The sequence below is a fragment of the Aeromicrobium sp. JJY06 genome, assembly GCF_044069275.1.
Lineage (GTDB): Bacteria > Actinomycetota > Actinomycetes > Propionibacteriales > Nocardioidaceae > Aeromicrobium > Aeromicrobium tamlense.
The window spans coordinates 238,087-262,942 of the sequence record NZ_JBIMRD010000002.1 but is presented as its reverse complement, the minus strand read 5'-3'; the positions used below and the strand labels follow the sequence as shown (position 1 = coordinate 262,942).

The 24,856-nt window shown below is 70.3% G+C and carries 21 protein-coding genes; 7 read left to right on the top strand and 14 right to left on the bottom strand.

Annotated elements, in window-relative coordinates; genetic code table 11:
• The first annotated feature begins 4 nt into the window (after window positions 1–4).
• The 5 genes from tal to pgl are packed head-to-tail and all read left to right on the top strand — an operon-like array spanning window position 5 to window position 5,786.
• Entirely contained in the window at window positions 5–1,093 is a 1,089-nt protein-coding gene (tal, locus tag ACGWYL_RS12695; protein ID WP_269306692.1) for a transaldolase, read from the top strand.
• A 2-nt stretch (window positions 1,094–1,095) separates the two neighbouring features.
• Window positions 1,096–2,655: a glucose-6-phosphate isomerase gene (locus tag ACGWYL_RS12690; protein ID WP_395487353.1), complete on the top strand. Its 1,560-nt coding sequence runs from the start codon at window positions 1,096–1,098 to the stop codon at window positions 2,653–2,655.
• The gene (gene zwf, locus ACGWYL_RS12685; RefSeq protein ID WP_179424772.1) at window positions 2,652–4,169 is read left to right on the top strand and encodes a glucose-6-phosphate dehydrogenase; all 1,518 of its coding nucleotides are present in this window, start codon (window positions 2,652–2,654) and stop codon (window positions 4,167–4,169) included. Before ACGWYL_RS12690 ends, zwf begins: the two co-directional genes overlap by 4 nt.
• Complete coding sequence (locus tag ACGWYL_RS12680; protein WP_179424774.1) at window positions 4,169–5,080, top strand: glucose-6-phosphate dehydrogenase assembly protein OpcA; 912 nt, start codon at window positions 4,169–4,171, stop codon at window positions 5,078–5,080. The genes zwf and ACGWYL_RS12680 overlap by 1 nt, the downstream gene beginning before the upstream one ends.
• 4 nt (window positions 5,081–5,084) lie before the next feature.
• The gene (gene pgl / locus ACGWYL_RS12675; protein WP_395487352.1) at window positions 5,085–5,786 is read left to right on the top strand and encodes a 6-phosphogluconolactonase; all 702 of its coding nucleotides are present in this window, start codon (window positions 5,085–5,087) and stop codon (window positions 5,784–5,786) included.
• Between the two features lie 165 nt (window positions 5,787–5,951).
• Here pgl and ACGWYL_RS12670 read toward each other — a convergent pair whose 3' ends face one another.
• From ACGWYL_RS12670 to uvrA, 10 genes are all read right to left on the bottom strand, one after another.
• Window positions 5,952–6,308: an RNA polymerase-binding protein RbpA gene (locus ACGWYL_RS12670; RefSeq protein ID WP_395487673.1), complete on the bottom strand. Its 357-nt coding sequence runs from the start codon at window positions 6,306–6,308 to the stop codon at window positions 5,952–5,954.
• Window positions 6,305–6,541 (bottom strand): preprotein translocase subunit SecG, encoded by a 237-nt coding sequence (gene secG, locus ACGWYL_RS12665; protein ID WP_179424780.1) that lies wholly within the window; start codon window positions 6,539–6,541, stop codon window positions 6,305–6,307. The genes ACGWYL_RS12670 and secG overlap by 4 nt, the downstream gene beginning before the upstream one ends.
• Window positions 6,542–6,556: 15 nt before the next feature.
• A complete protein-coding gene (gene tpiA / locus ACGWYL_RS12660) occupies window positions 6,557–7,354 on the bottom strand; it encodes a triose-phosphate isomerase (protein WP_179424782.1) in 798 nt (265 codons plus the stop codon).
• A 76-nt stretch (window positions 7,355–7,430) separates the two neighbouring features.
• The gene (locus ACGWYL_RS12655; protein WP_179424784.1) at window positions 7,431–8,627 is read right to left on the bottom strand and encodes a phosphoglycerate kinase; all 1,197 of its coding nucleotides are present in this window, start codon (window positions 8,625–8,627) and stop codon (window positions 7,431–7,433) included.
• 8 nt (window positions 8,628–8,635) lie between these two features.
• Window positions 8,636–9,634, bottom strand: a complete 999-nt coding sequence (gap, locus tag ACGWYL_RS12650; protein WP_179424792.1) for a type I glyceraldehyde-3-phosphate dehydrogenase — start codon at window positions 9,632–9,634, stop codon at window positions 8,636–8,638.
• Between the two features lie 96 nt (window positions 9,635–9,730).
• Window positions 9,731–10,714, bottom strand: coding sequence for a DNA-binding protein WhiA (whiA, locus tag ACGWYL_RS12645; RefSeq protein WP_179424794.1), 984 nt, complete (start codon window positions 10,712–10,714; stop codon window positions 9,731–9,733).
• Window positions 10,715–10,765: 51 nt separating this feature from the next.
• Window positions 10,766–11,731, bottom strand: a complete 966-nt coding sequence (gene yvcK, locus ACGWYL_RS12640; RefSeq protein ID WP_395487351.1) for a uridine diphosphate-N-acetylglucosamine-binding protein YvcK — start codon at window positions 11,729–11,731, stop codon at window positions 10,766–10,768.
• Window positions 11,728–12,591, bottom strand: coding sequence for an RNase adapter RapZ (rapZ, locus tag ACGWYL_RS12635; protein ID WP_179424798.1), 864 nt, complete (start codon window positions 12,589–12,591; stop codon window positions 11,728–11,730). The genes yvcK and rapZ overlap by 4 nt, the downstream gene beginning before the upstream one ends.
• Window positions 12,588–14,546 carry an excinuclease ABC subunit UvrC gene (gene uvrC, locus ACGWYL_RS12630; RefSeq protein WP_179424800.1) on the bottom strand — a complete coding sequence of 653 codons (1,959 nt, stop codon included), beginning with the start codon at window positions 14,544–14,546 and terminating at the stop codon, window positions 12,588–12,590. The genes rapZ and uvrC overlap by 4 nt, the downstream gene beginning before the upstream one ends.
• A 21-nt stretch (window positions 14,547–14,567) precedes the next feature.
• Entirely contained in the window at window positions 14,568–17,426 is a 2,859-nt protein-coding gene (gene uvrA, locus ACGWYL_RS12625; RefSeq protein ID WP_395487350.1) for an excinuclease ABC subunit UvrA, read from the bottom strand.
• Window positions 17,427–17,483: 57 nt separating this feature from the next.
• Between uvrA and ACGWYL_RS12620 the strand changes: the two genes are divergently transcribed.
• Window positions 17,484–18,137 (top strand): MBL fold metallo-hydrolase, encoded by a 654-nt coding sequence (locus tag ACGWYL_RS12620; protein ID WP_179424804.1) that lies wholly within the window; start codon window positions 17,484–17,486, stop codon window positions 18,135–18,137.
• Between the two features lie 3 nt (window positions 18,138–18,140).
• On the opposite strand, the gene ACGWYL_RS12615 is transcribed toward ACGWYL_RS12620, so the two are convergent.
• On the bottom strand, window positions 18,141–19,421 hold the full coding sequence (locus ACGWYL_RS12615) for a cytochrome P450 (RefSeq protein WP_269306680.1): 1,281 nt from the start codon (window positions 19,419–19,421) through the stop codon (window positions 18,141–18,143).
• Between the two features lie 94 nt (window positions 19,422–19,515).
• Here ACGWYL_RS12615 and ACGWYL_RS12610 point away from each other — a divergent pair, with 94 nt between their 5' ends.
• Window positions 19,516–20,925, top strand: a complete 1,410-nt coding sequence (locus ACGWYL_RS12610) for an APC family permease (protein ID WP_395487349.1) — start codon at window positions 19,516–19,518, stop codon at window positions 20,923–20,925.
• Between the two features lie 30 nt (window positions 20,926–20,955).
• Here ACGWYL_RS12610 and ACGWYL_RS12605 read toward each other — a convergent pair whose 3' ends face one another.
• The 3 genes from ACGWYL_RS12605 to ACGWYL_RS12595 all read right to left on the bottom strand — a co-directional run bounded on the left by ACGWYL_RS12605 (window position 20,956) and on the right by ACGWYL_RS12595 (window position 24,852).
• Complete coding sequence (locus ACGWYL_RS12605; protein ID WP_179424810.1) at window positions 20,956–21,957, bottom strand: TerC family protein; 1,002 nt, start codon at window positions 21,955–21,957, stop codon at window positions 20,956–20,958.
• A 182-nt stretch (window positions 21,958–22,139) separates the two neighbouring features.
• On the bottom strand, window positions 22,140–24,224 hold the full coding sequence (uvrB, locus tag ACGWYL_RS12600; protein ID WP_179424812.1) for an excinuclease ABC subunit UvrB: 2,085 nt from the start codon (window positions 24,222–24,224) through the stop codon (window positions 22,140–22,142).
• Between the two features lie 55 nt (window positions 24,225–24,279).
• Window positions 24,280–24,852: a dihydrofolate reductase family protein gene (locus ACGWYL_RS12595; protein WP_179424814.1), complete on the bottom strand. Its 573-nt coding sequence runs from the start codon at window positions 24,850–24,852 to the stop codon at window positions 24,280–24,282.
• Window positions 24,853–24,856: the final 4 nt, after the last annotated feature.

The window sequence follows — 24,856 nt, the reverse complement described above, 5'->3', positions numbered from 1 at the left end:
CGACATGACCGAACGACTGAAGGCACTCAGCGACGCGGGGGTGTCGATCTGGCTCGACGACCTCTCCCGCGAGCGGATCGAGACCGGCAACCTCGCCGACCTGGTCAAGGAGCGCAGCGTCGTCGGCGTCACGACGAACCCGACGATCTTCGCCTCGGCGCTGGCCAAGGGCGAGCGCTACGAGAAGCAGGTCGCCGAGCTCAAGGCCTCCGGCGCGGACATCGACGCCACGGTCTTCGCGCTCACCACGACCGACGTCCGTGACGCCTGCGACGTGCTCAAGCCCGTCCACGACGCCACCGGCGGCTTCGACGGCCGCGTCTCGATCGAGGTCGAGCCGGGCCTGGCCCGCGACACCGACGGCACCGTCGAGATGGCCGAGCGGCTCTGGAGCGAGATCGACCGCGAGAACCTGCTCATCAAGATCCCCGCCACGCGCGAGGGCCTGCCGGCCATCGCGGCCGCGATCGCGAAGGGCATCAGCGTGAACGTGACGCTGATCTTCTCGCTCGAGCGCTACCGCGGCGTGATGGACGCCTACCTCTACGGACTGGAGCAGGCCGCGGCAGAGGGTCGCGACCTGTCGAAGATCCACTCGGTGGCCTCCTTCTTCGTCAGCCGCGTCGACGCCGAGGTCGACGGGCGCCTCCCCGAGGACAGCCCGCTGCGCGGCAAGGCCGCCCTGGCGAACGCCTGGCTCGCCTACGCGGCGTACCAGGAGGTCTTCGGCTCCGACCGCGCGAAGGAGCTGCTCGCGAAGGGCGCCCACCCGCAGCGCCCGCTGTGGGCCTCCACGGGTGTCAAGGACCCGGCCTACCCCGACACGATGTACGTCACCGAGCTCGTCGTCGACGGCACCGTCAACACGATGCCCGAGAAGACGCTCGAGGCCTTCGCCGACCACGGTGAGGTTCGCGGCGACACGGTCACCGGACGCGCGGCCGAGGCCCAGCAGGTGATCGACGACCTCGAGGCCCAGGGCATCTCGTACGACGAGGTGGTCGAGAAGCTCGAGGACGAAGGACTCCAGAAGTTCGACGACTCGTGGGCCGAGCTCCTCGAGACCGTCAAGGCCGAGCTCCACAAGGACTGACGATGACGAACCGGCTCCGCATCCAGACACCCCAGCACGAGTCGGTCGAGAGTGCCGTCGAGGCTCTCGTCGCGGAGCGGTTCGCGTCACGGCTCTTCGCCGAGGACCCCACCCTGTGGGGTCCCGAGGCGGAGTCGGAGGCGGCGATCCGCCTGTCGTGGGTGACCCTGCACGAGTCCTCGCGCGCGCTCGTCCCCGACATCGTCGCCCTGCGCGACGAGTTGCGCGGGCGCGGCGTGAGCCGTGTGGTCCTGTGCGGCATGGGCGGCTCGTCGCTGGCCCCCGAGGTCATCTGCGCGGCCGAGGGCGTCGAGCTCGACGTGCTCGACTCCTCCCAGCCCGACATGGTGGGGTCGGCGATCCACGACCTCGAGGCGACCGTCGTGGTGGTGTCGAGCAAGTCCGGCGGCACGGTCGAGACCGACAGCCAGCGCCGGATCTTCGAGCAGGCGTTCACCGACGCCGGCCTCGACCCGTCCGCCCACATCGTCGTGGTCACCGACCCGGGCTCCCCGCTCGACGAGCAGGCCACGGCCGCGGGCTACCGCGTGTTCCGGGCCGATCCGCACGTCGGCGGCCGCTACTCGGCGCTCACCGCGTTCGGTCTCGTGCCGAGCGGTCTGGCCGGCGCCGACATCGCGGCGCTGCTCGACCAGGCCGGCCAGGTCGTCGCCGATCTCGAGGACGACGCGGCCTCCAACGACGGACTGCGGCTCGGCGCCCTGCTCGGCGTCGCCGCGCGCGAGGGCGTCGACAAGGTCGTCCTGTTCGACCACGACGGACGGGGGCTCGGCGACTGGATCGAGCAGCTCGTCGCGGAGTCGACCGGCAAGGACGAGACCGGCATCCTGCCCGTCGTCGCCCTCTCCCCCGGCGACCCCGTCACGTCCGACGAGATCGTCGTCCACGTCGGCACCGAGGACCTGCCGTCCCAGCCGTGGTCGGCCGCCGTGCACGGCTCGCTGGGTGGTCAGTTCCTCATCTGGGAGGTCGCCACGGCCGTCGCCGGGCGGATCCTCTCGATCGACCCGTTCGACCAGCCCGACGTCGAGAGCGCCAAGGCCGCCGCGCGCGAGCTGCTGGGCGGAGACGCCTCGCTGCCCGAGCCCGACCACCGTGGCGACGTCGCCGACGTCTACGGCTCGTCCGCCACGAGCGTGGCCGACGCGATCGGCGAGCTGCTGCAGCAGGTCGGCGACCGCGAGTACCTCGCCCTGCAGCTGTACCTCGACCGCTGGGCGCTCCAGGGCCTCGAGTCCCTCGCGCCGCGGCTGGCCGCCCGCCTCTCCCGGCCGGTGACGTTCGGCTGGGGCCCGCGCTTCCTCCACTCCACCGGCCAGTACCACAAGGGCGGGACACCGGTCGGCGTCTTCCTGCAGGTCACGTGCGACCCGGCCGAGGACCTGCCGGTGCCCGGACGCGACTTCACCCTCGGCCAGTTCATCGAGTCGCAGGCCGCGGGCGACGCCCAGGTGCTGCGCGACAAGGGCCGGCCCGTGCTGCGCCTGCACCTGCACGACCTCGAGGCCGGACTCGCCGCGATCAAGGACGCCCTGGCATGAGCCCCAACCCACTGCGCGACCCGCGCGACCGCCGCCTTCCCCGGATCGCCGGACCCTGCACCGTCGTGATGTTCGGCGTCACGGGCGACCTCGCGCGCAAGAAGCTGATCCCCGCGATCTACGACCTGGCCAACCGCGGCCTGCTGCCGCCGGGCTTCGGCCTCGTCGGCTTCGCCCGTCGCGACTGGGGCGACGGCACGTTCGCCGCGCTGCTGAAGAAGGCCGCCAAGGCCGGCGCCCGCACCGAGTGGAGCGAGACCGTCTGGAAGCAGCTGGCCGCCGGCATCAAGTTCGTCCCGGGGCAATTCGACGACGACGACGCGTGGGAGGAGCTGGCCAAGACCCTCACGAAGCTCGACGAGCGCCAGGGCACGGGCGGCAACCACGCCTTCTACCTGTCGATCCCGCCGGGCCTGTTCCCCACCGTCGTGTCCAAGATCGACGAGCACGGACTGGCCAAGCCCGGCACGGGCTGGCGCCGCGTGGTCATCGAGAAGCCCTTCGGGCACGACCTCGAGTCCGCCAAGGAGCTCAACCAGCTGATCGGCAACGTCTTCGAGTCCGAGTCGGTCTTCCGGATCGACCACTACCTGGGCAAGGAGACGGTGCAGAACATCCTCGCGCTGCGGTTCGCGAACCAGATGTTCGAGCCCGTCTGGAACGCCCAGTACGTCGACCACGTGCAGATCACGATGGCCGAGGACATCGGCATCGGCTCGCGCGCGGGCTACTACGACGGCATCGGCGCCGCCCGCGACGTCATCCAGAACCACCTGCTCCAGCTGCTGGCCCTCGTGGCGATGGAGGAGCCCGTCGCGTTCGACGCCTCCAGCCTGCGGGTCGAGAAGCAGAAGGTCCTGCGCAGCCTGCGGCTTCCCGCCGACCTCGACAAGCACTCGGCGCACGCGCAGTACGTCGAGGGCTGGGCGGGCGGTCAGCCCGTCGTCGGGTACCTCGAGGAGGAGGGCACCGATCCGAAGTCCCTCACCGAGACCTATGCCGCGCTGCGCCTCGACATCGAGACGCGCCGCTGGGCCGGCGTCCCGTTCTACCTGCGCACCGGGAAGCGACTGGGCCGGCGGGTCACCGAGGTCGCGGTCGTGTTCAAGAAGGCGCCGCACCTGCCCTTCGAGAGCAACGACGTGACCGAGCTCGGGCACAACGCCCTCGTGATGCGCATCCAGCCCGACGAGGGCGTCACGATGCGGTTCGGGGCCAAGGTGCCCGGCACCACGATGGAGATCCGCGACGTCAACATGGACTTCGTCTACGGCGGCTCGTTCGTCGAGAGCAGCCCCGAGGCGTACGAGCGGCTCATCCTCGACGTGCTGCTCGGCGACCCGCCGCTGTTCCCGCAGCACCGGGAGGTCGAGCTGTCCTGGAAGATCCTCGATCCGGTGATCGAGCATTGGTCGCGCAAGCGCACGATCGACACCTACCAGGCCGGCACGTGGGGCCCGCAGTCCGCGGTCGACATGCTGGCTCGCGACGGCCGCGTCTGGAGGCGACCCTGATGGACCTGACCCTCGAGGACACCAACGCCGCGTCGGTGGCCAAGGCCCTGACCAAGGGACGCTCGCTCGCGGGCAGTCCCGCGATGGACATGGTGCTCACGTTCCTCATCGTCACCGACGACGAGAACGTCGCTGAGGCGATGAAGGCCGCGAACGTGCTGCAGCACGAGCACCCCTCCCGCGTCCTGGGCGTGATCCTGGGCGACGGGCGGGGCAAGCCGCGCCTCAACGCTCGCGTGCGCGTCGGCGCCGGGTCCCCGGGCGAGTCCGTGCTCCTGCGCATGTCCGGCCCGCTCGTGAAGCACGCGGAGTCCGCCGTGCTCCCCCTGCTGCTGCCCGACTCCCCCGTGGTCGTCTGGTGGCCCGGCGTGGGCCCGCTGGAGCCGTCGCTCGATCCGATCGGCCGCCTGGCTCGACGCCGGCTCACCGACTCCGAGCGCACGCCGGCGCCGGTGCAGTGGCTGCACAAGCTCGCGCCCGGCTACGACCCGGGCGACACCGACCTCGCGTGGACCCGTCTCACCCTGTGGCGCGCCCTGCTGGCCGCCGCGCTCGACCAGACCTCGGGGTCGGCCACCGGTGGCCGCATCCTGGCCGACGACATCAACCCCGTCGCCGTGCTGCTGCAGGCCTGGCTCGAGTGCCGCCTCGGCGTGCCGATCGAGTTCGTCGACGACGACTCCGGCTCGCAGATCCAGCGCGTCACGCTCTTCACCGACGTGGGCGACATCGACATCCGGCGCACCGACGAGATGGCCTGCGAGTTCAGCGTGCCGGGATCGTCGCCGCGCATCGTGCCCATCCGACGCCGCACGATCCCCGAGCTGCTCGCCGAGGACCTGCGCCGCCTCGACGCCGACGAGATCTACGGCGAGACCCTGCAGCACCTGGTCACCGGAAAGGACCGATGAGCCGATGACGATCCAGATCTTCGACAGCGCGAACGACCTCGCCCTCGCGGTGTCACGCCAGCTGGCCGCCCGCGTGCAGTCGGTCACCGCCGCCGGCCGGCCGCCGCGGATCGTGCTCACTGGCGGCACCATCGCCGGGAGGATCTACGGCCGATTGTCCGGCGAGAACGCCGACTGGACCCGCGCCGAGTACTGGTGGGGCGACGAGCGCTTCGTCCCCGAGGGCCACGAGGACCGCAACGACCGCCAGGCGCGCGAGGGCTTCCTCGACCGCCTCGGCGTCCCGGCCGACCACGTGCACGCCATGCCCGCGCACGGCTGCGACCTGTCGATGGCCGACGCCGCCGACGCCTACGCGAAGACGCTGCCCGAGGACCCGTTCGACGTCGTGCTGCTCGGCGTCGGGCCGGACGCCCACATCGCCTCGCTCTTCCCCGGCCACCCCCAGGTGCACGAGACCGAGCGTCGCGCCGTCGAGGTCTTCGACTCCCCCAAGCCGCCGCCGCAGCGCATCACGCTGACCTACCCGGCGCTCAACCACACGCGGGCGACCTGGTTCGTCGTGTCGGGCGCCGACAAGGCCGAGGCCGTCGCGAAGGCGATGAGCGGCACCCCGATCGACGAGGCGCCCGCCGCCGGCGCCCGCGGCCTCGAGGAGACCCTGTGGTTCCTCGACACCGCCGCGGCCTCGAAGCTGCCGCGCTGAGCCGGGACGCTGAGGGCGCGGTGAGTCCTCAACCCTTCCCCGCGCTCCCCGGTTGGCCGTCAACCGCATGGGGCTCCGTTGAGGTTGACAGCTCACCGCCTCCTCCGGCGGCCCGGCATGACGAAGGCCCGTCACCGCAGGGTGACGGGCCTTCTCAGATGGTGCTCAGAAGATGATCTCGCCGGTCTTGCGCTTGCTGCGCAGGGTGTCGAGGGCTTCCTTGAGGATGTCGGCGGCCTCGGTCTCGGAGCGGCGCTCCTTCACGTAGGCCAGGTGCGTCTTGTAGGGCTCGGTCTTCGGCGCGTCGGGCCGGTTGTCCGAGTCCATGCTGGCGGGCATGCCGCACTTCGGGCAGTCCCACTCCACCGGCACCTCGGCCTCGATGGCGAAGTTCAGCGTGACCGCGTGGTCGTTCGTGCAGAAGTACGAGACGGCCTGGCGCGGTGCGGCCTCGCCACGCTCGGCCTCGCCCATGGGGCCGGCGCCGATGCGGCTGCCGCGAATCGCTCCGGCGGCCATCAGTTGCTGACCTTCAGCAGCAGGCCGAGCGCGAAGACGCACACGACCCACACGACGGCGACGCCGATGGTGATCCGGTCGAGGTTGCGCTCGGCGACCGACGACCCGCTGAGCGAGCTCGAGACGCCGCCGCCGAACATGTCGGAGAGACCGCCGCCTCGGCCCTTGTGCATCAGCACGAGGACGATCATGAGCAGGCTGCTCAGGGCGAGCAGCACGGAGAACGCGATGACCACGTCGCTCCCTTTCGGTCAGGACCCCTGGAGGTCTGGCATGTCGTAGAACCGGGCGATCCCGGCGAACTCCTCCGCGACCAGACTCGCCCCGCCGACCAACGCTCCGTCGACATCGGGCTTCGCCATGATCGCGGCCACGTTCGCCGCCTTGACCGATCCGCCGTAAAGGATACGTGTCTGCTGGGCCGCCTCGGTACCCCAGGTCTCCGCGAGTCGTCCACGGATGGCCGAGCAGACCTCCTGGGCGTCCTCGGGAGTGGCGACCTCGCCCGTGCCGATGGCCCAGACCGGCTCGTACGCGATGACGAGACCGGCGACCTGCTCGGCCGTGAAGCCGGCCAGCGAGCCGTCGACCTGGGCCAGCGTGTACGCCACGTGCTCGCCGGCCTGACGGACCTCGAGGCCCTCGCCCACGCACACGATGGGCGTCATGCCCGCCGCGAGCGTCTTGGCGGCCTTCGCGTTCACGAGCTCGTCCGACTCACCGTGGTACTCACGACGCTCGGAGTGGCCGACGACGACGTACGAGCAGCCCAGCTTGGCCAGCATGGCCGCCGAGATCTCGCCCGTGTACGCGCCGCCGTCGTGCGCCGAGACGTCCTGGGCGCCGTAGCCGATCGGCAGCTTGTCGCCGTCGATCAGCGTCTGCACGCTGCGCAGGTCGGTGAACGGCGGGATCACGACGACCTCGCTCTTGGCGTGGTCGTGCTTCTTGTCCGACAGGGTCCACGCCAGCTTCTGGACCAGGACCACCGCCTCCTGGTGGTTCAGGTTGGACTTCCAGTTGCCCGCCATCAGGGGCGTACGGCTCATGACGCCACCGCCTTGGGAGAAGTGCAGTGTGGCAGTGCCGTCATTCGTGTCCTCATGTTCGCTCGCTGGCGCTCGCTCATGCGTTCTCCTCCAGTACCGCCAGGCCCGGCAGGGTCTTGCCCTCCAGGTACTCCAGGCTCGCGCCGCCGCCGGTCGAGATGTGACCGAACTGGTCGTCGCTGAAGCCGAGCTGGCGCACGGCCGCGGCCGAGTCGCCGCCGCCGACGACCGACAGGCCGTCGACCTCGGTGAGCGCCTGCGCCACCGTGCGGGTGCCGGCCGCGAACGCCGCCATCTCGAACACGCCCATGGGGCCGTTCCAGAACACCGTCCTCGCACCGCGCACGACCTCGGCGAACGCCTCGGCCGACTCGGGGCCGATGTCCAGGCCCATCTGGTCGTCGGGGATCGCGTCCACCGTGACGGTGGTGGCCGGGGCGTCGGCCTTGAACTCCGGCGCCACGACGACGTCGGTGGGCAGCACGATCGACACGCCCAGCTCCTGCGCCCGCTCGAGGTAGCCCTTCGCCACCTCGATCTGGTCCTGCTCGAGCAGGGAGGAGCCGACCCCGTGGCCCTGGGCCGCGAGGAACGTGAAGACCATGCCGCCGCCGATGACGAGCGTGTCGGCCTTGGTCAGCAGGTGGTCGATGACCCCCAGCTTGTCCGAGACCTTCGAGCCGCCGAGCACGACCGCGTACGGCCGCTCGGGCGACTCGGTGAGGCGCTGGAGCACCTCGACCTCGGCCTGCACGAGGCCGCCGACGGCCGACGGCAGCCGCTCGGCGACGTCGTACACACTGGCCTGCTTGCGGTGGACGACGCCGAAGCCGTCCGAGACGAAGACGTCGGCGAGCGACGCGAGCTGGTCGGCGAACTCGCCGCGCTCGGCGTCGTCCTTGCTGGTCTCGCCGGCGTTGAACCGGACGTTCTCCAGCAGGGCGACCTCGCCGTTCTTGAGCTCCTGGGCGGTGCGCTGCGCGTCGACGCCGACGGTGTCGGACGCGAAGCGCACGGTCTGGCCGAGCAGCTCGCTCAGGCGCGCCGCGACGGGCGCCAGCGAGTACTGCGGATCGGGCTCGCCCTTCGGCCGGCCCAGGTGCGCGGCCACGAGGACGCGCGCTCCCTGGTCGAGCAGCCGCTGGATCGTCGGGACGCTCGCGCGCACGCGGCCGTCGTCGGTGATGGTGGCACCGTCGAGCGGCACGTTCAGGTCACTGCGGACCAGGACGCGCTTGCCCTTCAGATCGCCCAGGTCGTCGATCGTCTTCACGGAGGACCTCAGAGCGAGGAGCCGACGAGCGACGTCAGGTCGACGAGGCGGTTGGAGTAGCCCCACTCGTTGTCGTACCAGCCGACGACCTTCACGAGGTCACCGGTGACCTTGGTCAGCGGCGCGTCGAAGATGCACGAGTGCGGGTCGGTGACGATGTCGGTGGAGACGATCGGGTCCTCGTTGTACTTGAGGTACGTCGAGCCCTCGGCGGCCTTGCGGACGATCTCGTTGATCTCCTCGACCGAGGTCTCACGGCTGGCCGTGAACGTCAGGTCGGTGGCCGAGCCGGTGGGGGTGGGGACGCGCAGCGCGTAGCCGTCGAGCTTGCCCTTCAGCTCGGGCAGCACGAGGCTGACGGCCTTCGCGGCGCCCGTGGAGGTCGGGACGATGTTGAGGGCGGCGGCGCGGGCGCGACGCAGGTCCTTGTGCGGGGCGTCCTGCAGGTTCTGGTCCTGCGTGTAGGCGTGGATCGTGGTCATGAGGCCACGCTCGATGCCGATGCCGTCGTTGAGGGCCTTGGCCATCGGCGCGAGGCAGTTCGTGGTGCAGGAGGCGTTCGAGATGATCGTGTGGGCGCTCGGGTCGTACAGGTCGTCGTTGACGCCCATGACGATCGTGATGTCCTCGTTCTTGGCCGGGGCCGAGATGATGACTTTCTTCGCGCCGCCGTCGATGTGCGCCTTGGCCGCCGTCGCGTCGGTGAAGAAGCCCGTGGACTCGACGACGATGTCGGCGCCGACCGAGGCCCAGTCGAGGTTCGCGGGATCGCGGTCCTCGAAGGCGACGATCTTCTGGTCGCCCACGTAGATCGCCGTGTCGTCGAAGTTCACGTCGGCGTCGAGGCGACCCAGGATCGAGTCGTACTTGAGCAGGGTGGCCAGCGTCTTGTTGTCGGTGAGGTCGTTGACGGCGACGATCTCGACGTCGGTGCCGGCGGCACGAACCGCGCGGAAGAAGTTACGGCCGATGCGGCCGAATCCGTTGATGCCTACGCGAACAGTCACGGGTTGCTCCTGGGTTGCCGGGTGGAAGTCTCGTTACGTCCTCACCCTACCGAGAGCGCCCGTCACATCGCACCGGGCGTCGCCGCTCGCGAGATCTCAACCGTCGGCGTACTGATCGGGGTTGAGCCCCGCCTCGGTGTCGTCGATCCCGAGGTCGTGCGCCCGCTTGTCGGCCATCGCCAGCAGGCGGCGGATCCGGCCCGCGATCGCGTCCTTGGTCAGCGGCGGCTCGTGCAGCTGGCCGAGCTCCTCCAGACTGGCCTCGCGGTGCTGCACCCGCAGCTCGCCGGCGAGGCGCAGGTGGTCGGGCACCTCCTCCGCCAGGATGTCGAGCGCGCGCTGGGCGCGAGCGCCGGCGGCGACGGCCGCGCGGGCCGAGCGGCGCTGGTTGGCGTCGTCGAAGTTGGCGAGACGGTTGGCGGTGGCGCGCACCTCGCGGCGCATCCGACGCTCCTCCCACGCCAGCAGCGTCTCGTGGGCGCCCAGTCGGGTGAGGAGCGCGCCGATGGCCTCGCCGTCGCGGATGACGACACGGTCGCCACCGCGGACCTCGCGGGCCTTGGCCGAGACGCCGACGCGCCGGGCGGCACCCACCATCGCGAGGGCGGCCTCGGGGCCGGGGCAGCCGATCTCGAGCGCGGACGATCGACCCGGCTCGGTGAGGGAGCCGCGGGCCAGGAACGCGCCGCGCCACGCGGCGACGGCGTCGCACGAGGGACCCGAGACGACCTGGGGAGGGAGGCCGCGGACGGGGCGGCCGCCACCGTCGACGAGGCCGGTCTGGCGGGCGAGCAGCTCGCCTCCGCGCGCGATGCGCACGACGTAGAGCGTGGTCTTCCGGACCCCGGCGCCCTGCTGGACGATGATCTCGCTCTCGTGGCCGTAGACCTCGGCGATCTCCTGACGCAGGCGACGCGCGGCGGCGGCGGTGTCGAGCTCGGCCTCGATCACGATGCGGCCCGAGACGATGTGCAGGCCCCCGGAGAAGCGCAGCGTCGTCGAGACCTCGGCCTTGCGGCAGCACGCCTTCGTCACGGGGATGCGGGCCACTTCCGCCTTCACCTGAGCCGTCATCGCCATTACGTCATCAGCCTCCAGTCCAGCGGTCCCGAGTAGCCCGCTCGGGCCACTCTATGCCCGGGCTGGTGACGCGGGGGCGAACGTGGTGGCAAAGACCTCGGCCAGCGCGGCCGGATCGTGCTGGTCGGCCTGCTCGGTGGAGCGGACGTCGGCCGTGACGAGGCCCGCGCCCAGCTGCGCGGCGGCCCGCGTGAGGGCGTCCACGTCGCGCGCGGCGCGGGTGTCGGCCACGACGACGTCGAGGCGCAGGTCGGGCGCGTGCGCCGCGAGCACTTCGAGGTGCTCCTCGGGCGTCAGGTGCTCGGTCTCCCCCGGCTGTGCCACGAGGTTGAGCACGAGGGCGCGCTTCGCGGGCGTGCGCAGCAGCGCCTGGCGCAGCTGAGGCACGAGGAGGGTGGGCATGACGCTGGTGAACCAGGAGCCGGGCCCGATCGTGACCCAGTCGGCGGCCTCGAGCGCCGCGACGGCCTGCGGGCACGCCGGCGGGTCGCCGGGCTCCAGTCGGACGGCCTGGATCCGTCCGGGCGTCGTGGCGACCTCGGCCTGGCCGCGCACGACCTCGATCCGGGCGGGCGGGCCGAAGTCGACGTCGGCCTCGATGTCGAGCGGGATGTTGGCCATCGGCAGCACGCGGCCGCGCGCGCCGAGGAGCTCGGCCACGAGATCGAGGCCGGCGACCTGGTCGCGCTCCATGTCCCACAGCGCCGCGAGCAGCAGGTTGCCGACGGGGTGGCCGGCGAGCGGGCCCGCTCCCCCGAACCGGTGCTGCAGGATCTCGGCCCACGCCCGGCCCCAGTCGTCGTCGCCGCACAGGGCCGCCAGCGCCATGCGCAGGTCGCCGGGCGGAAGGATGCCGAACTCGGTGCGCAGGCGCCCCGACGAGCCGCCGTTGTCGGCGACCGTGACGATGCCGGTGAGCCGACTCGTGACGTGCCGCAGCGCCGACAGCGTGGCCGCCAGGCCGTGCCCTCCCCCGAGCGCGACCACGGCGGGCCCCCCGGCCCGCTCGGTGGTCACTCGCGTCCCAGGTCGCGGTGGACGACGAGCGTCCGGACGTCGCGCGTGCGAAGTCGCTCCGAGAGGGCCTCGGCCATCGCGACGCTGCGGTGGCGGCCGCCGGTGCAGCCGATGCCGACCGTGAGGAAGAGCTTGTCCTCCTGCAGGAAGCCGTTGGTGATCATCGAGAGCAGCTCGACGTAGCGGTCGAGGAACTCCTGCGACCGCTCCTGCTTGTAGACGTACTCGCGCACGGGCTCGTCCTGGCCGCTGAGGGGACGCAGGTCGTCGACCCAGAACGGGTTGGGCAGGAAGCGCATGTCGGCGACCATGTCGGCGTCGATCGGGATGCCGTACTTGAAGCCGAACGACACGATCGTGACGTGCAGGCCGCGCTCGTCCTCCACCTCGAAGGCCTGGCGGACCCGGTGGGCCAGCTGGTGCACGTTGAGCCGGCTGGTGTCGATGACGAGGTCGGCACGGCCGCGAATCGTGCGCAGCAGCTCGCGCTCGCGGACGAGGCCGTCCATGAGGCGGCCCTGGCGGCTCAGCGGGTGGGGGCGGCGCGCCGCCTCCTGGCGGCGGACGAGCACCTCGTCGGCGGCCTCGAGGTAGAGCGTGCGCACGCGGACACCGAGGTCGTGGACGGATTCGATCGCGTCGACGAGGCCGAAGAAGAACGTGCGGGAGCGCGAGTCGACGACGACGGCGAGCCGGTCGATGTCCTCGGCCGCGTCGACCGAGCTGACGAGGTCGTTGAGCATGCCCGGGGGCAGGTTGTCGACCACGTAGTAGCCGAGCTTCTCGAGCGCCTTGGCCGCGGTGCTGCGGCCGGCGCCGGTCATCCCGGTGACGAGGACGAACTCGGTGAGCTTGGTCATGGTCGGGTCTCATCCTCCAGGATCTCGCCGGTGGCCATGTTGACGGCCGGGGCCGGCGACTCCCCCTCGTGGAGTGCCGCCACGATGGATTCTGCCGTAGCCGGGCCGATCCCGGGGACGATGGTGATCTCCTCCGCGGTCGCGGCGCGCAGCTTCTTCACCGAGCCGAAGTGCTTCATGAGCGCGCGGCGGCGGGTCTCGCCGAGTCCGGGGACGGGATCGAGCAGGCTCTCGACCATCGACTTGCTGCGGCGCTGGCGGTGGTGCGTGATCGCGAACCGGTGCGCCTCGTCGCGCACGCGCTGGAGCAGGTAGAGGCCCTCGCTGGTGCGCGGCAGGATCACGGGGTCCTCGTCGTCGGGCAGCCAGACCTCCTCGAGGCGCTTCGCCAGGCCGCACAGCGCCACGCCGGTGATGCCGAGGGCGTCCATGGCCTGCTGGGCCGCCGCGACCTGCGGCGGTCCACCGTCGACCACGACCAGCGACGGGGCGTAGGCGAACCGGCGCGGTTTGCCGGTCTCGGGGTCGATCCCCGGCTCGGCGTCCTCGCCCTGGCGCTCGACCGCGCGCAGGTGGTGGGCGAACCGGCGGGTGATGACCTCGTGCATGGCGGCGACGTCGCTCTGGCCCTCGTGACGCACGGTGAACCGGCGGTACTCGGACTTGCGCGGCAGGCCGTCCTCGAAGACGACCATCGACGCGACGATCTCGGTGCCCTGCAGGTTCGAGACGTCGAAGCACTCGATCCGCAGCGGCGGCGTGGGCAGGTCGAGCGCCAGCTGGATCTCCTCCAGGGCGCGGCTGCGGGTGGTGAGGTCGCCGGAGCGCTTGAGCTTGTGGCGGGCGATGGCCTGCTTGGCGTTCTGCTCGACCGTCTCGAGCAGGGCGCGCTTGTCGCCGCGTTGCGGGACTCGCACCGTGACCTTCGCCCCGCGTCGCTCGGTGAGCAGCTCGGCGACGGCGTCGTGGTCGGCCGGCAACTCGGGCACGAGCACCTCGCGCGGGATCGCCGACGGCGTGACATCGGCGTAGAGGGTCATGAGGGCGTTCTGCACGAGCTCGGGCAGGCCGGCGTCGTCGCCCTTGTCGGCCACCCAGCCGCGCTGCCCGCGGATGCGGCCCCCGCGGACGTTGAAGATCTGGACGGCGACCTCGAGCGGATCGTCGACGAAGCCGAGGACGTCGGCGTCGGTGCCGTCGCGCAGCACGACCGACTGCTTCTCCAGGACGCGCCGCATCGCCATGAGGTCGTCGCGGTACTTGGCGGCGAGCTCGTACTCCTGATCGGCCGCGGCGTCGCGCATGCGCTGCTCGATGCCGCGCTCGAACCCGGCGGTCTGGCCGCCCATGAACGACAGGAAGTCGTTGACGATGTCGCGGTGCTCGTCGGGCGAGACGCGACCGACGCAGGGCGCCGAGCACTTGCCGATGTCGCCGAGCAGGCACGGACGCCCGGCGGCCTTGGCGCGCTTGAAGACGCCGGCGCTGCACGAGCGCATGGGGAACACGCGCAGCAGCGTGTCGACGGTGTCGCGGATCGCCCACGCGTGGCCGTACGGGCCGAAGTACCGCACGCCCTTCTTCTGGGCGCCACGCATCACCAGGACGCGCGGGATCTCCTCGCCCACCGTGACCGCGAGCCACGGGTAGGACTTGTCGTCGCGGTACTTGACGTTGAACCGCGGGTCGAACTCCTTGATCCAGGAGTACTCGAGCGCGAGCGCCTCGACCTCGGTGTTGACGACCGTCCAGTCGACCGAGGCGGCCGTGGTGACCATCTGGTGCGTGCGCGGGTGGAGGTTCCCGAGGTCCTGGAAGTACGAGCTCAGCCGCGGCCGCAGGCTCTTGGCCTTGCCGACGTAGATGACGCGGCCCTGCTCGTCGCGGAACCGGTAGACCCCCGGGTCGGTGGGGATCTCACCGGGCCGCGGACGGTAGGTGGACGGGTCAGCCATGACTCGGGCCCTCCCCCGCCGTCACGACAGCAGCGGCGCGAGGAACCGGCCGGTGTGCGAGTCGGGGTGCGCCGCGATCTGCTCCGGGGTGCCCTGTGCGACGACGGTGCCGCCACCGCTGCCGCCCTCGGGACCCATGTCGACGATCCAGTCCGAGGCCTTGATGACGTCGAGGTTGTGCTCGATCACGATGACCGAGTTCCCCGCGTCGACGAGGCGCTGCAGCACGATCAGCAGCTTGCGGATGTCCTCGAAGTGCAGGCCCGTCGTGGGCTCGTCGAGGACGTAGACCGTGCGACCCGTGGACCGCTTCTGCAGCTCGGAGGCCAGCTTGACGCGCTGCGCCTCGCCACCCGACAGCGTGGGCGCGGGCTGGCCGAGCCGGACGTAGCCCAGCCCGACGTCGACGAGGGTGCGCAGGTGCCGTGCGATCGCGGGGATGGCCTCGAAGAACTCGACGCCCTCCTCGATCGGCATGTCGAGGACCTCGGCGATCGTCTTGCCCTTGTAGCGGACCTCGAGGGTCTCGCGGTTGTAGCGCGCGCCGTGGCAGACCTCGCACGGCACGTACACGTCGGGCAGGAAGTTCATCTCGATCTTGATCGTGCCGTCGCCGTGGCACGCCTCGCAGCGGCCGCCCTTGATGTTGAACGAGAAGCGGCCCTGCTGGTAGCCGCGCATCTTCGCCTCGGGCGTCTGCGCGAACAGTTTGCGGACGTGGTCGAACACGCCCGTGTACGTGGCCGGGTTGGACCGCGGGGTGCGGCCGATCGGCGACTGATCGACGTGGATGACCTTGTCGACGTGCTCGGTGCCCTCGATCGTGCGGTGACGACCCGGGATCGTGCGCGCCTTGTAGATCTGGCGCGCGAGCGAGGTGTAGAGGATGTCGTTGACGAGCGTGGACTTGCCCGAGCCGGAGACGCCGGTGACCGAGACCAGCTGGCCCAGCGGGAACGCGACGTCGACGTTCTTCAGGTTGTTCTCGCGGGCGCCCTTCACGACGAGCTGGCGGCCCTTGTCACGCGGACGGCGGACCTCGGGCACGGGGATCGACTGGCGACCCGACAGGTAGGCGCCGGTGAGCGAGTCGGGGCTGGCCAGCAGCTCCTCGACCGGACCGGACACGATGACCTGGCCGCCGTGCTCGCCGGCACCGGGGCCGATGTCGACGACCCAGTCCGAGGCGCGCACCGTGTCCTCGTCGTGCTCGACGACGATGAGCGTGTTGCCGAGGTTCTTCAGCCGCACGAGGGTCTCGATGAGGCGGTGGTTGTCGCGCTGGTGCAGGCCGATCGAGGGCTCGTCGAGCACGTAGAGCACGCCGACGAGGCCGGCGCCGATCTGCGTGGCCAGACGGATGCGCTGGGCCTCGCCACCGGACAGCGAGCCGGCCGCGCGGTCGAGGGCCAGGTAGTCGAGGCCGACGTCCAGCAGGAAGCGCAGGCGCTCGTGGATCTCCTTGAGGACGCGCTCGCCGATCTGCCGCTCGCGGTCGTTCATCACGAGGTCCTGCAGGAAGTCGGCCGCCTCGGCGATCGACAGGTGGCAGACCTCGGCGATGTTCATCGCGCCGAACCGCTCGGACTCGAGCGTGACGGCCAGGATGACGGGCTTGAGGCGGGTGCCCTTGCAGGTGGGGCACGGGACCTCGCGCATGAAGCCCTCGAGGCGGTCGCGGCTGGTGTCGGAGTCGGTCTCGGAGTGGCGGCGCTCGACGAACGCCTTGGCGCCCTCGAACTCGGCCCAGTACGAGCGCTGCCGGCCGTAGCGGTTCTTGTACTGGACGTGCACCTTCGTGGAGTGCCCGTTCAGCAGGGCGTCCTGGAACTCGGGCTCGAGGTCGCTCCACTTCGTGTCGACGTCGAAGCCGAGCTCGTCGCCGAGCGAGCGCATGAGACGCAGGAAGTAGTCGGAGACCTGCGTGTAGGTCCACGCGGTGATGGCGCCCTCGGCGAGGGTCTTGTCAGGGTCGGGCACGAGCAGCTCGGCGTCGACCTCCTTGCGCGAGCCGAGCCCGTGGCACTCGGGGCAGGCGCCGTAGGGCGCGTTGAACGAGAACGAGCGCGGCTCGAGCTCGTCGACCTGGAGCGGGTGGTCGTTCGGGCAGGCGAGGCGCTCGGAGAAGCGGCGACGCCGCCCCGGGTCGTCCTCCTCGAGGCCGACGTAGTCGATGATGACGATGCCGTCGGCCAGGCCGAGCGCGGTCTCGACCGACTCGGTGAGGCGCTGCTTCGAGGAGGGCTTCACGGTGAGGCGGTCGACGACGACCTCGATCGTGTGCTTCTTCTGCTTCGCGAGCTTGGGCGGCTCGTCGGCGAGCATGATCGTCTCACCGTCGACGATCGCCCGGCTGAAGCCGGACTGCTGCAGCTGGCGGAACAGGTCGAGGTACTCGCCCTTGCGGCCGCGGATGACCGGCGCGAGCACCTGGAAGCGGGTGCCCTCCTCGCCGGCCTGGATGCGGTCGACGATCTGCTGCGGCGTCTGCCGAGCGATCGGCTCGCCGCACGTGGGGCAGTGGGGGCGGCCCGCGCGAGCGTAGAGCAGGCGCAGGTAGTCGTAGACCTCGGTGATCGTGCCGACCGTGGACCGCGGGTTGCGGGACGTGGACTTCTGGTCGATCGACACCGCCGGGGACAGGCCCTCGATGAAGTCGACGTCGGGCTTGTCCATCTGGCCGAGGAACTGGCGCGCGTACGCGGACAGCGACTCGACGTAGCGGCGCTGGCCCTCCGCGAAGATGGTGTCGAAGGCCAGCGACGACTTGCCGGAGCCGGACAGCCCCGTGAAGACGATGAGGGAGTCACGGGGCAGATCGACGGAGACATCCTTGAGGTTGTGCTCGCGCGCACCCCTCACAACGAGACGATCGGTCACCCGACAAGCCTACTGAGGAGCCCTGACAGAAACCTCTCGACGAGTAGGGTCGGGAGCATGACGTACACGGGAGAGGTCACGGTCGGCGGCGCGCCCGACACCCGCGAGGCCGGCGACCTGGTGATCACGAAGATCGCCGTGGGACCGATGGCCAACAACGCCTACCTGCTGCGCTGCGCGCTCACCGGCGAGCAGGTGCTGATCGACGCCGCCGCCGAGGCGCCGCGCCTGCTGGAGCTCATCGGCGACGGTGGCCTGGCCCGCGTCATCACGACCCACCGGCACGCCGACCACTGGGGAGCCCTCGAGGAGGTCGTCCGCGCGACCGGTGCCGAGACGGTGGCCGGCGAGGACGACGCCGACGAGCTGCCGGTCGACGTCGACGTCCGGGTCCGCACCGGCGCCCGCGTTCGCGTCGGCTCGTGCGAGCTCGAGGTCATCGAGGTCGTGGGCCACACGCCCGGCTCGATCGTGCTGGTCTACGACGACCCCGACGGCGTGACCCACCTGTTCACCGGCGACTCCCTCTTCCCCGGCGGCGTCGGTCGCACGTGGTCCCCCGACGACTTCATGCGGCTGTGCGGCGACGTCGAGTCGAAGATCTTCGCGCGCTTCGACGACGACACGTGGTTCTACCCGGGCCACGGCGACGACTCCACGCTGGGCGCCGAGCGCCCGAGCCTTCCGGACTGGCGCGCCCGCGGCTGGTGACCGTCAGAGGGTGACGGGCAGGGACTCGATCCCGAACACGAAGCTGAGCTGGCGGAACTCCAGCTCGGACTCCGGCACCGCGAGGCGCAGGTCGGGGAACCGCCGCAGCAGCTTCGGCAGGGCGATGCGCAGCTCCATGCGAGCCAGCTCGGCGCCGATGCAGCGGTGGATGCCGTGGCCGAAGGCCAGGTGTCCGCTCGACGGGATCCGCAGCGGGTCGAACGTGTCGGGGGCCAGGCCGGCGTTGGCCTCGTCGCGGTTGGCCGCGCTGAGCGACACGAGGAGCACGTCGCCGGCCTTGACCTGCGTCCCGAACAGCTCCATGTCCTGCTTCGCGAAGCGCGGGAACGCGACCTGGACCACCGAGAAGTAGCGCAGCAGCTCCTCGATCACACGGTCGAGCGTCTCGCGGTTGCCCGAGCGGACGAGGTCGGCGTAGGCCGGGTCGCGCGACAGCATGATCGTGCTGAGCGCGATCATGCCGGCGGTGGTCTCGTAGCCGCCGGTGAAGACCCCGTCGGCGAGACCCGCGAGGTCGCGGTCGCTGATGAGCTCGCCCTCGTCGCGGATGATCTGCCCGATCAGGCCGGGGCCGGGCTCCTTGCGCTGGCGGGCCACCGCCTCGAACAGGAACTCGCGCTGCTCGGAGACGGCGCCGAAGGCCGCCGCTCCCCCGTTCGTGGCGTCGAAGCGGGCGCTGCCGAGCTTGGAGAACGCCTGCGTGTCCTCGTAGTCGAGTCCCAGCAGGGCGCAGATCGTGTTGAACGGGATCGGGAACGCGAAGACCTCCGCCAGGTCGGCCTCGGGACCGGCCGCTTCGAGGTCGTCGAGGGCGCGGTCGACGATCTGCTCGATCAGCGGCTCCAGCCGCGCGAGGCGGCGCATCGTGAACTCGGGCGTGATGATCTTGCGCAGCCGCGTGTGCACGGGCGGGTCGGTGAAGCCGAGTCCCCCGATGTCGTCCGACGTGGCCGGGCCGTCCCCGGAGAATAGGTGCCGGATGTCGGTGGAGTAGGTGTCGCGCGCCGTGAGCACCTGGCGCGCCTGCTCGTGGCCCGTGACGAGGTAGGCGGTGAAGTCGAACGGCAGGTCGAGCCGGTGCAGCGGCTCCTCGCGGCGGATGCGGGCCATCTCGGGCACGGGGTCCAGACCGATGCGCTGCAGCGGCGCCTTCGTGGGCTCGGGGATGAAGGAGAAGCTGGCGAGGTCGATCCCGCGCTTGGCGACGTGCCGTCGGGCCACCGACGACAACACCTTGGAGCGGATTCCCCGCAGCAACTTCACCCGCACACGATAGTCCGTCGAGGGGTCCGGATCCGGCATGGGTTGCCGGATCGGGCCCACGGGTCGACCCTGTAGGGAACTACGAGGGGGAGACATGTCGACCAGCACTGACGACCAGCCCACCGAGCTCAGGAGGGTCCTCGGACCCAAGCTGCTGCTGCTCTTCATCATCGGCGACATCCTCGGCACGGGCGTCTACGCCCTCACCGGACAGGTCGCGGCCGAGGTCGGCGGCGCCGCGTGGCTGCCCTTCCTCGTCGCGTTCGGCGTCGCGCTGCTGACCGCACTGTCCTACCTCGAGCTGGTCACCAAGTACCCGCAGGCCGCCGGTGCCGCGCTCTACGTCCACAAGGCGTTCGGCATCCACCTGTTCACGTTCATGGTGGCCTTCACGGTCATGTGCTCCGGCATCACGTCGGCCTCGACGGCCGCCCGCGCGTTCGCCTCGAACCTCGCCGTCGGCATCGACTGGAAGGCCTCGAACTTCGAGATCATGCTGATCGCGCTGGGCTTCATGCTGCTCGTGGCCGCGATCAACCTGCGTGGTGTGAGCGAGGGCGTCAAGACCAACGTCGTGCTGACGCTGATCGAGCTCTCGGGCCTGCTGCTGGTCATCCTCGTCGGCCTGTGGGCGATCGCCGGTGGCGACGCCGACTGGGGCCGCGTCGTCGCCTTCGAGACGCCCGACGACAAGAACGTCTTCCTCGCCGTCACCACGGCGACCTCGCTGGCCTTCTTCGCGATGGTCGGCTTCGAGGACGCGGTGAACATGGCCGAGGAGTGCCACGAGCCCAACCGCATCTTCCCCAAGATCATGCTGACCGGCCTGGGCGTCACCGGAGTGATCTACCTGCTGGTGTCCATCTGCGCCGTGGCGATCGTGCCCGTGGGCGAGCTGGCCGGCAACGACACCCCGCTGGTCACCGTGGTCGAGCGCGGCGCCCCCGACATCCCGATCGACCAGATCCTGCCGTTCATCTCGATGTTCGCCGTCGCGAACTCGGCGCTCATCAACATGCTGATGGCCAGCCGCCTGCTGTACGGCATGTCGAAGCAGGGCATCATCCCGCGCAGCATCTCCAAGGTGAGCAGCCGCCAGACCCCGTGGGCCGCCATCGTGCTCACGACGGCCCTCGCGCTGGGCCTGATCACGTACGTCTCGAACGCCAGCACCGAGGCCGTCGCGATCCTCGGCGGCACCACGAGCCTGCTGCTGCTGGCCGTCTTCGCAGTGGTGAACACCGCTGTGCTGGTGCTGCGCAAGGACCACGTGGAGCACTCGCACTTCTCGACCGCGGCGCCGATCGCCATCCTCGGCGTCATCACCTGCGTCTACCTGGTGACTCCCCTGTCGGGCCGTCCCGCGGAGCAGTACGAGATCGCCGGCGTGCTGCTGGTCATCGGCCTCGTGCTGTCGGTGCCGATGTACCTGCTGAGCCGCCGCCGGGGCGAGCGGCTGGAGGTGGGCTCGCCGGACGACCTGCCGCCCCACGACATCCCCTGACCCCCAGCCGCTCGGCGGCTGGCTCGCTTCCTAGTGGCCGCCGCCGACGCGCTCGGGGTACTTCTTGGAGTACCAGAGGCTGGCAACGGCCGTGATCGTCAGCGTCGCGATGATGACGCCCAGGCTGAGCAGCGTGGGCACCTCGGGCACCGGGACCGGGCCGATGTGGTGCACCGGCTCGCCGCCGTTGATGAACGGCAGCTCGTTCTCGTGCAGCGCGTGCAGCACCAGCTTGATGCCGATGTAGAACAGCAGGAACGCCAAGCCGTACGACAGGAACACGAGGCGCTGCAGCAGGTCGCCCAGCAGGAAGTACAGCTGGCGCAGACCCATCAGTGCGAACACGTTCGCGGTGAAGACGATGTAGGGCTCCTGCGTGAGCCCGAAGATCGCCGGGATCGAGTCGAGCGCGAACAGGATGTCGGTGGTGCCCAGCGCGATGATGACCAGCGCCATCGGCGTGATCGCACGACGGCCGTTCTCGCGGACGACCAGCTTCAGGCCGTCCCACGTGTCGCTCAGGTTGAAGCGCTTGCGCGCGAAGCGGACGACGGCGTTCTCGACGTCCTCGTCCTCGTCGTCGTTCTTGGCCAGCTTGATCGCGGTGTAGATCAGGAAGGCGCCGAAGATGTAGAACACCCACGAGAACTCGTTGATCGCCACGGCGCCGAGCGCGATGAAGATGCCACGGAACACCAGCGCCAGGATGATGCCGACGAGCAGCGCCTCCTGCTGGTACTTCCGCGGGACGGCGAAGCTGCTCATGATGATGATGAAGATGAACAGGTTGTCGATCGACAGGCTGTACTCGGTGAGCCAGCCCGCGTAGAACTCGATGCCGTACTGGTGGCCGTGGAACGACCAGACCCAGGCGCCGAAGGCGACGGCCAGGCCGATGTAGAACGACAGGTAGAGCGCGCACTCCTTGGTGGTGGGCTCGTGCGGCTTGCGGGCGATGACGATGATGTCGAACAGCAAGATGGCGATGGTCACCCCGATGGTGACACCCCACTCGAGCGTGCTGACGTTCACAGGCGGTCCTCTGTTCTCTCCGGGTCGGCTACGACTCGGAGGTCTCTTCCACCGGGCTGTGCAGCGAGCCGGTCCGGCGTCCCGGGGTGGTCGACGATGACCCCCGTGCTGACGAGACGCCGGTGATGGGAATACTCCCCTCCGCCGGAACAGTCTCGCAGCACGGTGGTGACAGCGCCAATTCAGGTGCCGGCGCCGAGCATGCCGCGCAGCTCACGCTTGAGCTCGCCGATCTCGTCGCGCAGGCGCGCGGCCACCTCGAACTGCAGGTCGGCCGCGGCCTGGTGCATCTGGTCGGACAGCTGGTCGATGAGCGCCGCGAGCTCGCCCGAGGGCAGGTCGGCGAGGTCCTTGGTGTGCTGGCCCAGCGGCACCGCCGCGCCCTTGCGCTTGTGGTCGCCGGTGGCGGCGAGCAGCGCGCGGGTGTCCTCGTCCTCGCGGGCGAGCATGTCGGTGATGTCGCCGATCTTCTTGCGCAGCGGCTGCGGGTCGATGCCGTTCGCCGTGTTGTAGGCGACCTGCTTCTCGCGGCGGCGGTTGGTCTCGTCGATCGCCGAGGCCATCGAGTCGGTGATCCGGTCGGCGTACATGATGACCTGGCCCGACACGTTGCGCGCCGCGCGGCCGATCGTCTGGATGAGCGAGCGGCCCGACCGCAGGAAGCCCTCCTTGTCGGCGTCGAGGATCGCCACGAGGCTGACCTCGGGCAGGTCGAGGCCCTCGCGCAGGAGGTTGATGCCGACGAGGACGTCGTACTCCCCCATCCGCAGCTCGCGCAGCAGCTCGACGCGGCGCAGCGTGTCGACCTCGCTGTGGAGGTAGCGGGTGCGGATGCCGGCCTCGAGCAGGTAGTCGGTGAGGTCCTCGGACATCTTCTTGGTCAGCGTGGTGACCAGGACGCGCTCGTTGCGCTCGACGCGGTCGTTGATCTCGCCGATGAGGTCGTCGATCTGGCCCTTCGTGGGTTTGACGATGACCTCGGGGTCGATCAGGCCGGTGGGGCGGATGACCTGCTCGACGACGTCGCCCTCGACCTTGTTCATCTCGTAGTCGCCCGGCGTGGCCGAGAGGTAGACGGTCTGGCCGATCCGCTGGAGGAACTCGGGCCACTTCAGCGGCCGGTTGTCCATCGCGCTGGGCAGCCGGAAGCCGTGCTCGACGAGCGAGCGCTTGCGGCTCATGTCGCCCTCGTACATCGCGCCGATCTGCGGGATCGTCACGTGCGACTCGTCGACGACGAGCACGAAGTCCTGCGGGAAGTAGTCGAGGAGGCAGTTCGGGGCCGAGCCCGGAGGGCGGCCGTCCATGTGCAGCGAGTAGTTCTCGATGCCGGAGCAGGTGCCGACCTGCTCCATCATCTCGAGGTCGTACGTGGTGCGCATGCGCAGGCGCTGGGCCTCGAGCAGCTTGTTCTCGCGCTCGAGCACCTCGAGGCGCTCCTCGAGCTCGAGCTTGATCCGCTCGATCGCCCGGGCCATCACCTCGGGGCCGGCGGCGTAGTGCGTGGCGGCGCCGACGTAGAGCTCCTGGTCGTCGCTGAGCACCTCGCCCGTGAGCGGGTGCAGGGTCATGAGGCGCTCGATCTCGTCGCCGAAGAACTCGACCCGCACCGCCATCTCCTGGTAGACGGGGAAGATCTCGACGGTGTCGCCCTTCACGCGGAACGTGCCGCGGGTGGAGCTGACGTCGTTGCGCACGTACTGCGCCTGGACGAGCGTGCGCAGCAGGTGGTCGCGACCCATCTCGTCGCCGACCTTGAACCCGATCATGCGGTTCAGGTACTCCTGCGCCGAGCCGAGGCCGTAGATGCACGACACGGTGGCGACCACGATGACGTCGCGCCGCGTGAGCAGCGACCACGTGGCCGAGTGGCGCAGCCGCTCGACCTCCTCGTTGATCGAGGAGTCCTTCTCGATGTAGGTGTCGCTCTGCGCGATGTACGCCTCGGGCTGGTAGTAGTCGTAGTACGACACGAAGTACTCGACGGCGTTGTTCGGCAGCAGCTCGCGCAGCTCGTTGGCGAACTGCGCGGCGAGGGTCTTGTTGGGCAGCATGACGAGCATCGGGCGCTGGAGCTGCTCGGCCAGCCAGGCCGTGGTGGCGGTCTTGCCGGTGCCGGTGGCGCCCATGAGGACGACGTCGTTCGTCCCGCCCTGGATGCGCTGCGTGATCTCGGCGATCGCGGCGGGCTGGTCGCCGGCGGGCTGGTACTCGGAGACGACCTCGAACGGCGCCACCTGCCGCGTGAGCTCGGAGACAGGTCTCATGCGTCGAGCCTACGGGCGAGGTCCGACATTTCGCGCGTCGGCGAGAGAGGACCGGTCAGCGCCTGACGCGGTACCGCAGGTACATCAGCCCGGCGGCGCACTCGCGGCTCTCGACGAGGTCGAGGTCGACCCGCCGGCGACCGTGCGAGAAGAAGGGGATGCCCCCGCCGACCAGGACCGGACTCACCCGCAGCCGGTACTCGTCGATGAGGTCGAGGTCGGCGGCCTGCGCGGCCAGCGTGGCGCCCCCGATCGCGATGTCACCGTCGCCCGGCTCGGCCTTGAGCCGCTCGATCTCCTCCTGCAGCGTGCCGGTGGCCAGCCGCGCGGCGCCCTGCACCTCGGTGAGCGAGCGCGAGAGGACGACCTTCGGCAGCGGGTTCCACCGCTCGGTCCACCGACGCTCCAGGTCGCTCAGGTCGGGGTCCTCGGCAGCCGTCTCCCAGTAGAGCATCGTCTCGTAGACCCGCCGGCCCATGAGGTGCGTGGAGACGCCCGCGATCTCGTCGAGCGAGATCTCCATGATCTCGGTGATCGTCTCGTCGGTCGCGCCCCAGTCGAAGGAGCCGTCGGGCCCGACGATGTAGCCGTCGAGCGTCAGTCCCATCGAGTACGTCACGTCGTGCATCGCG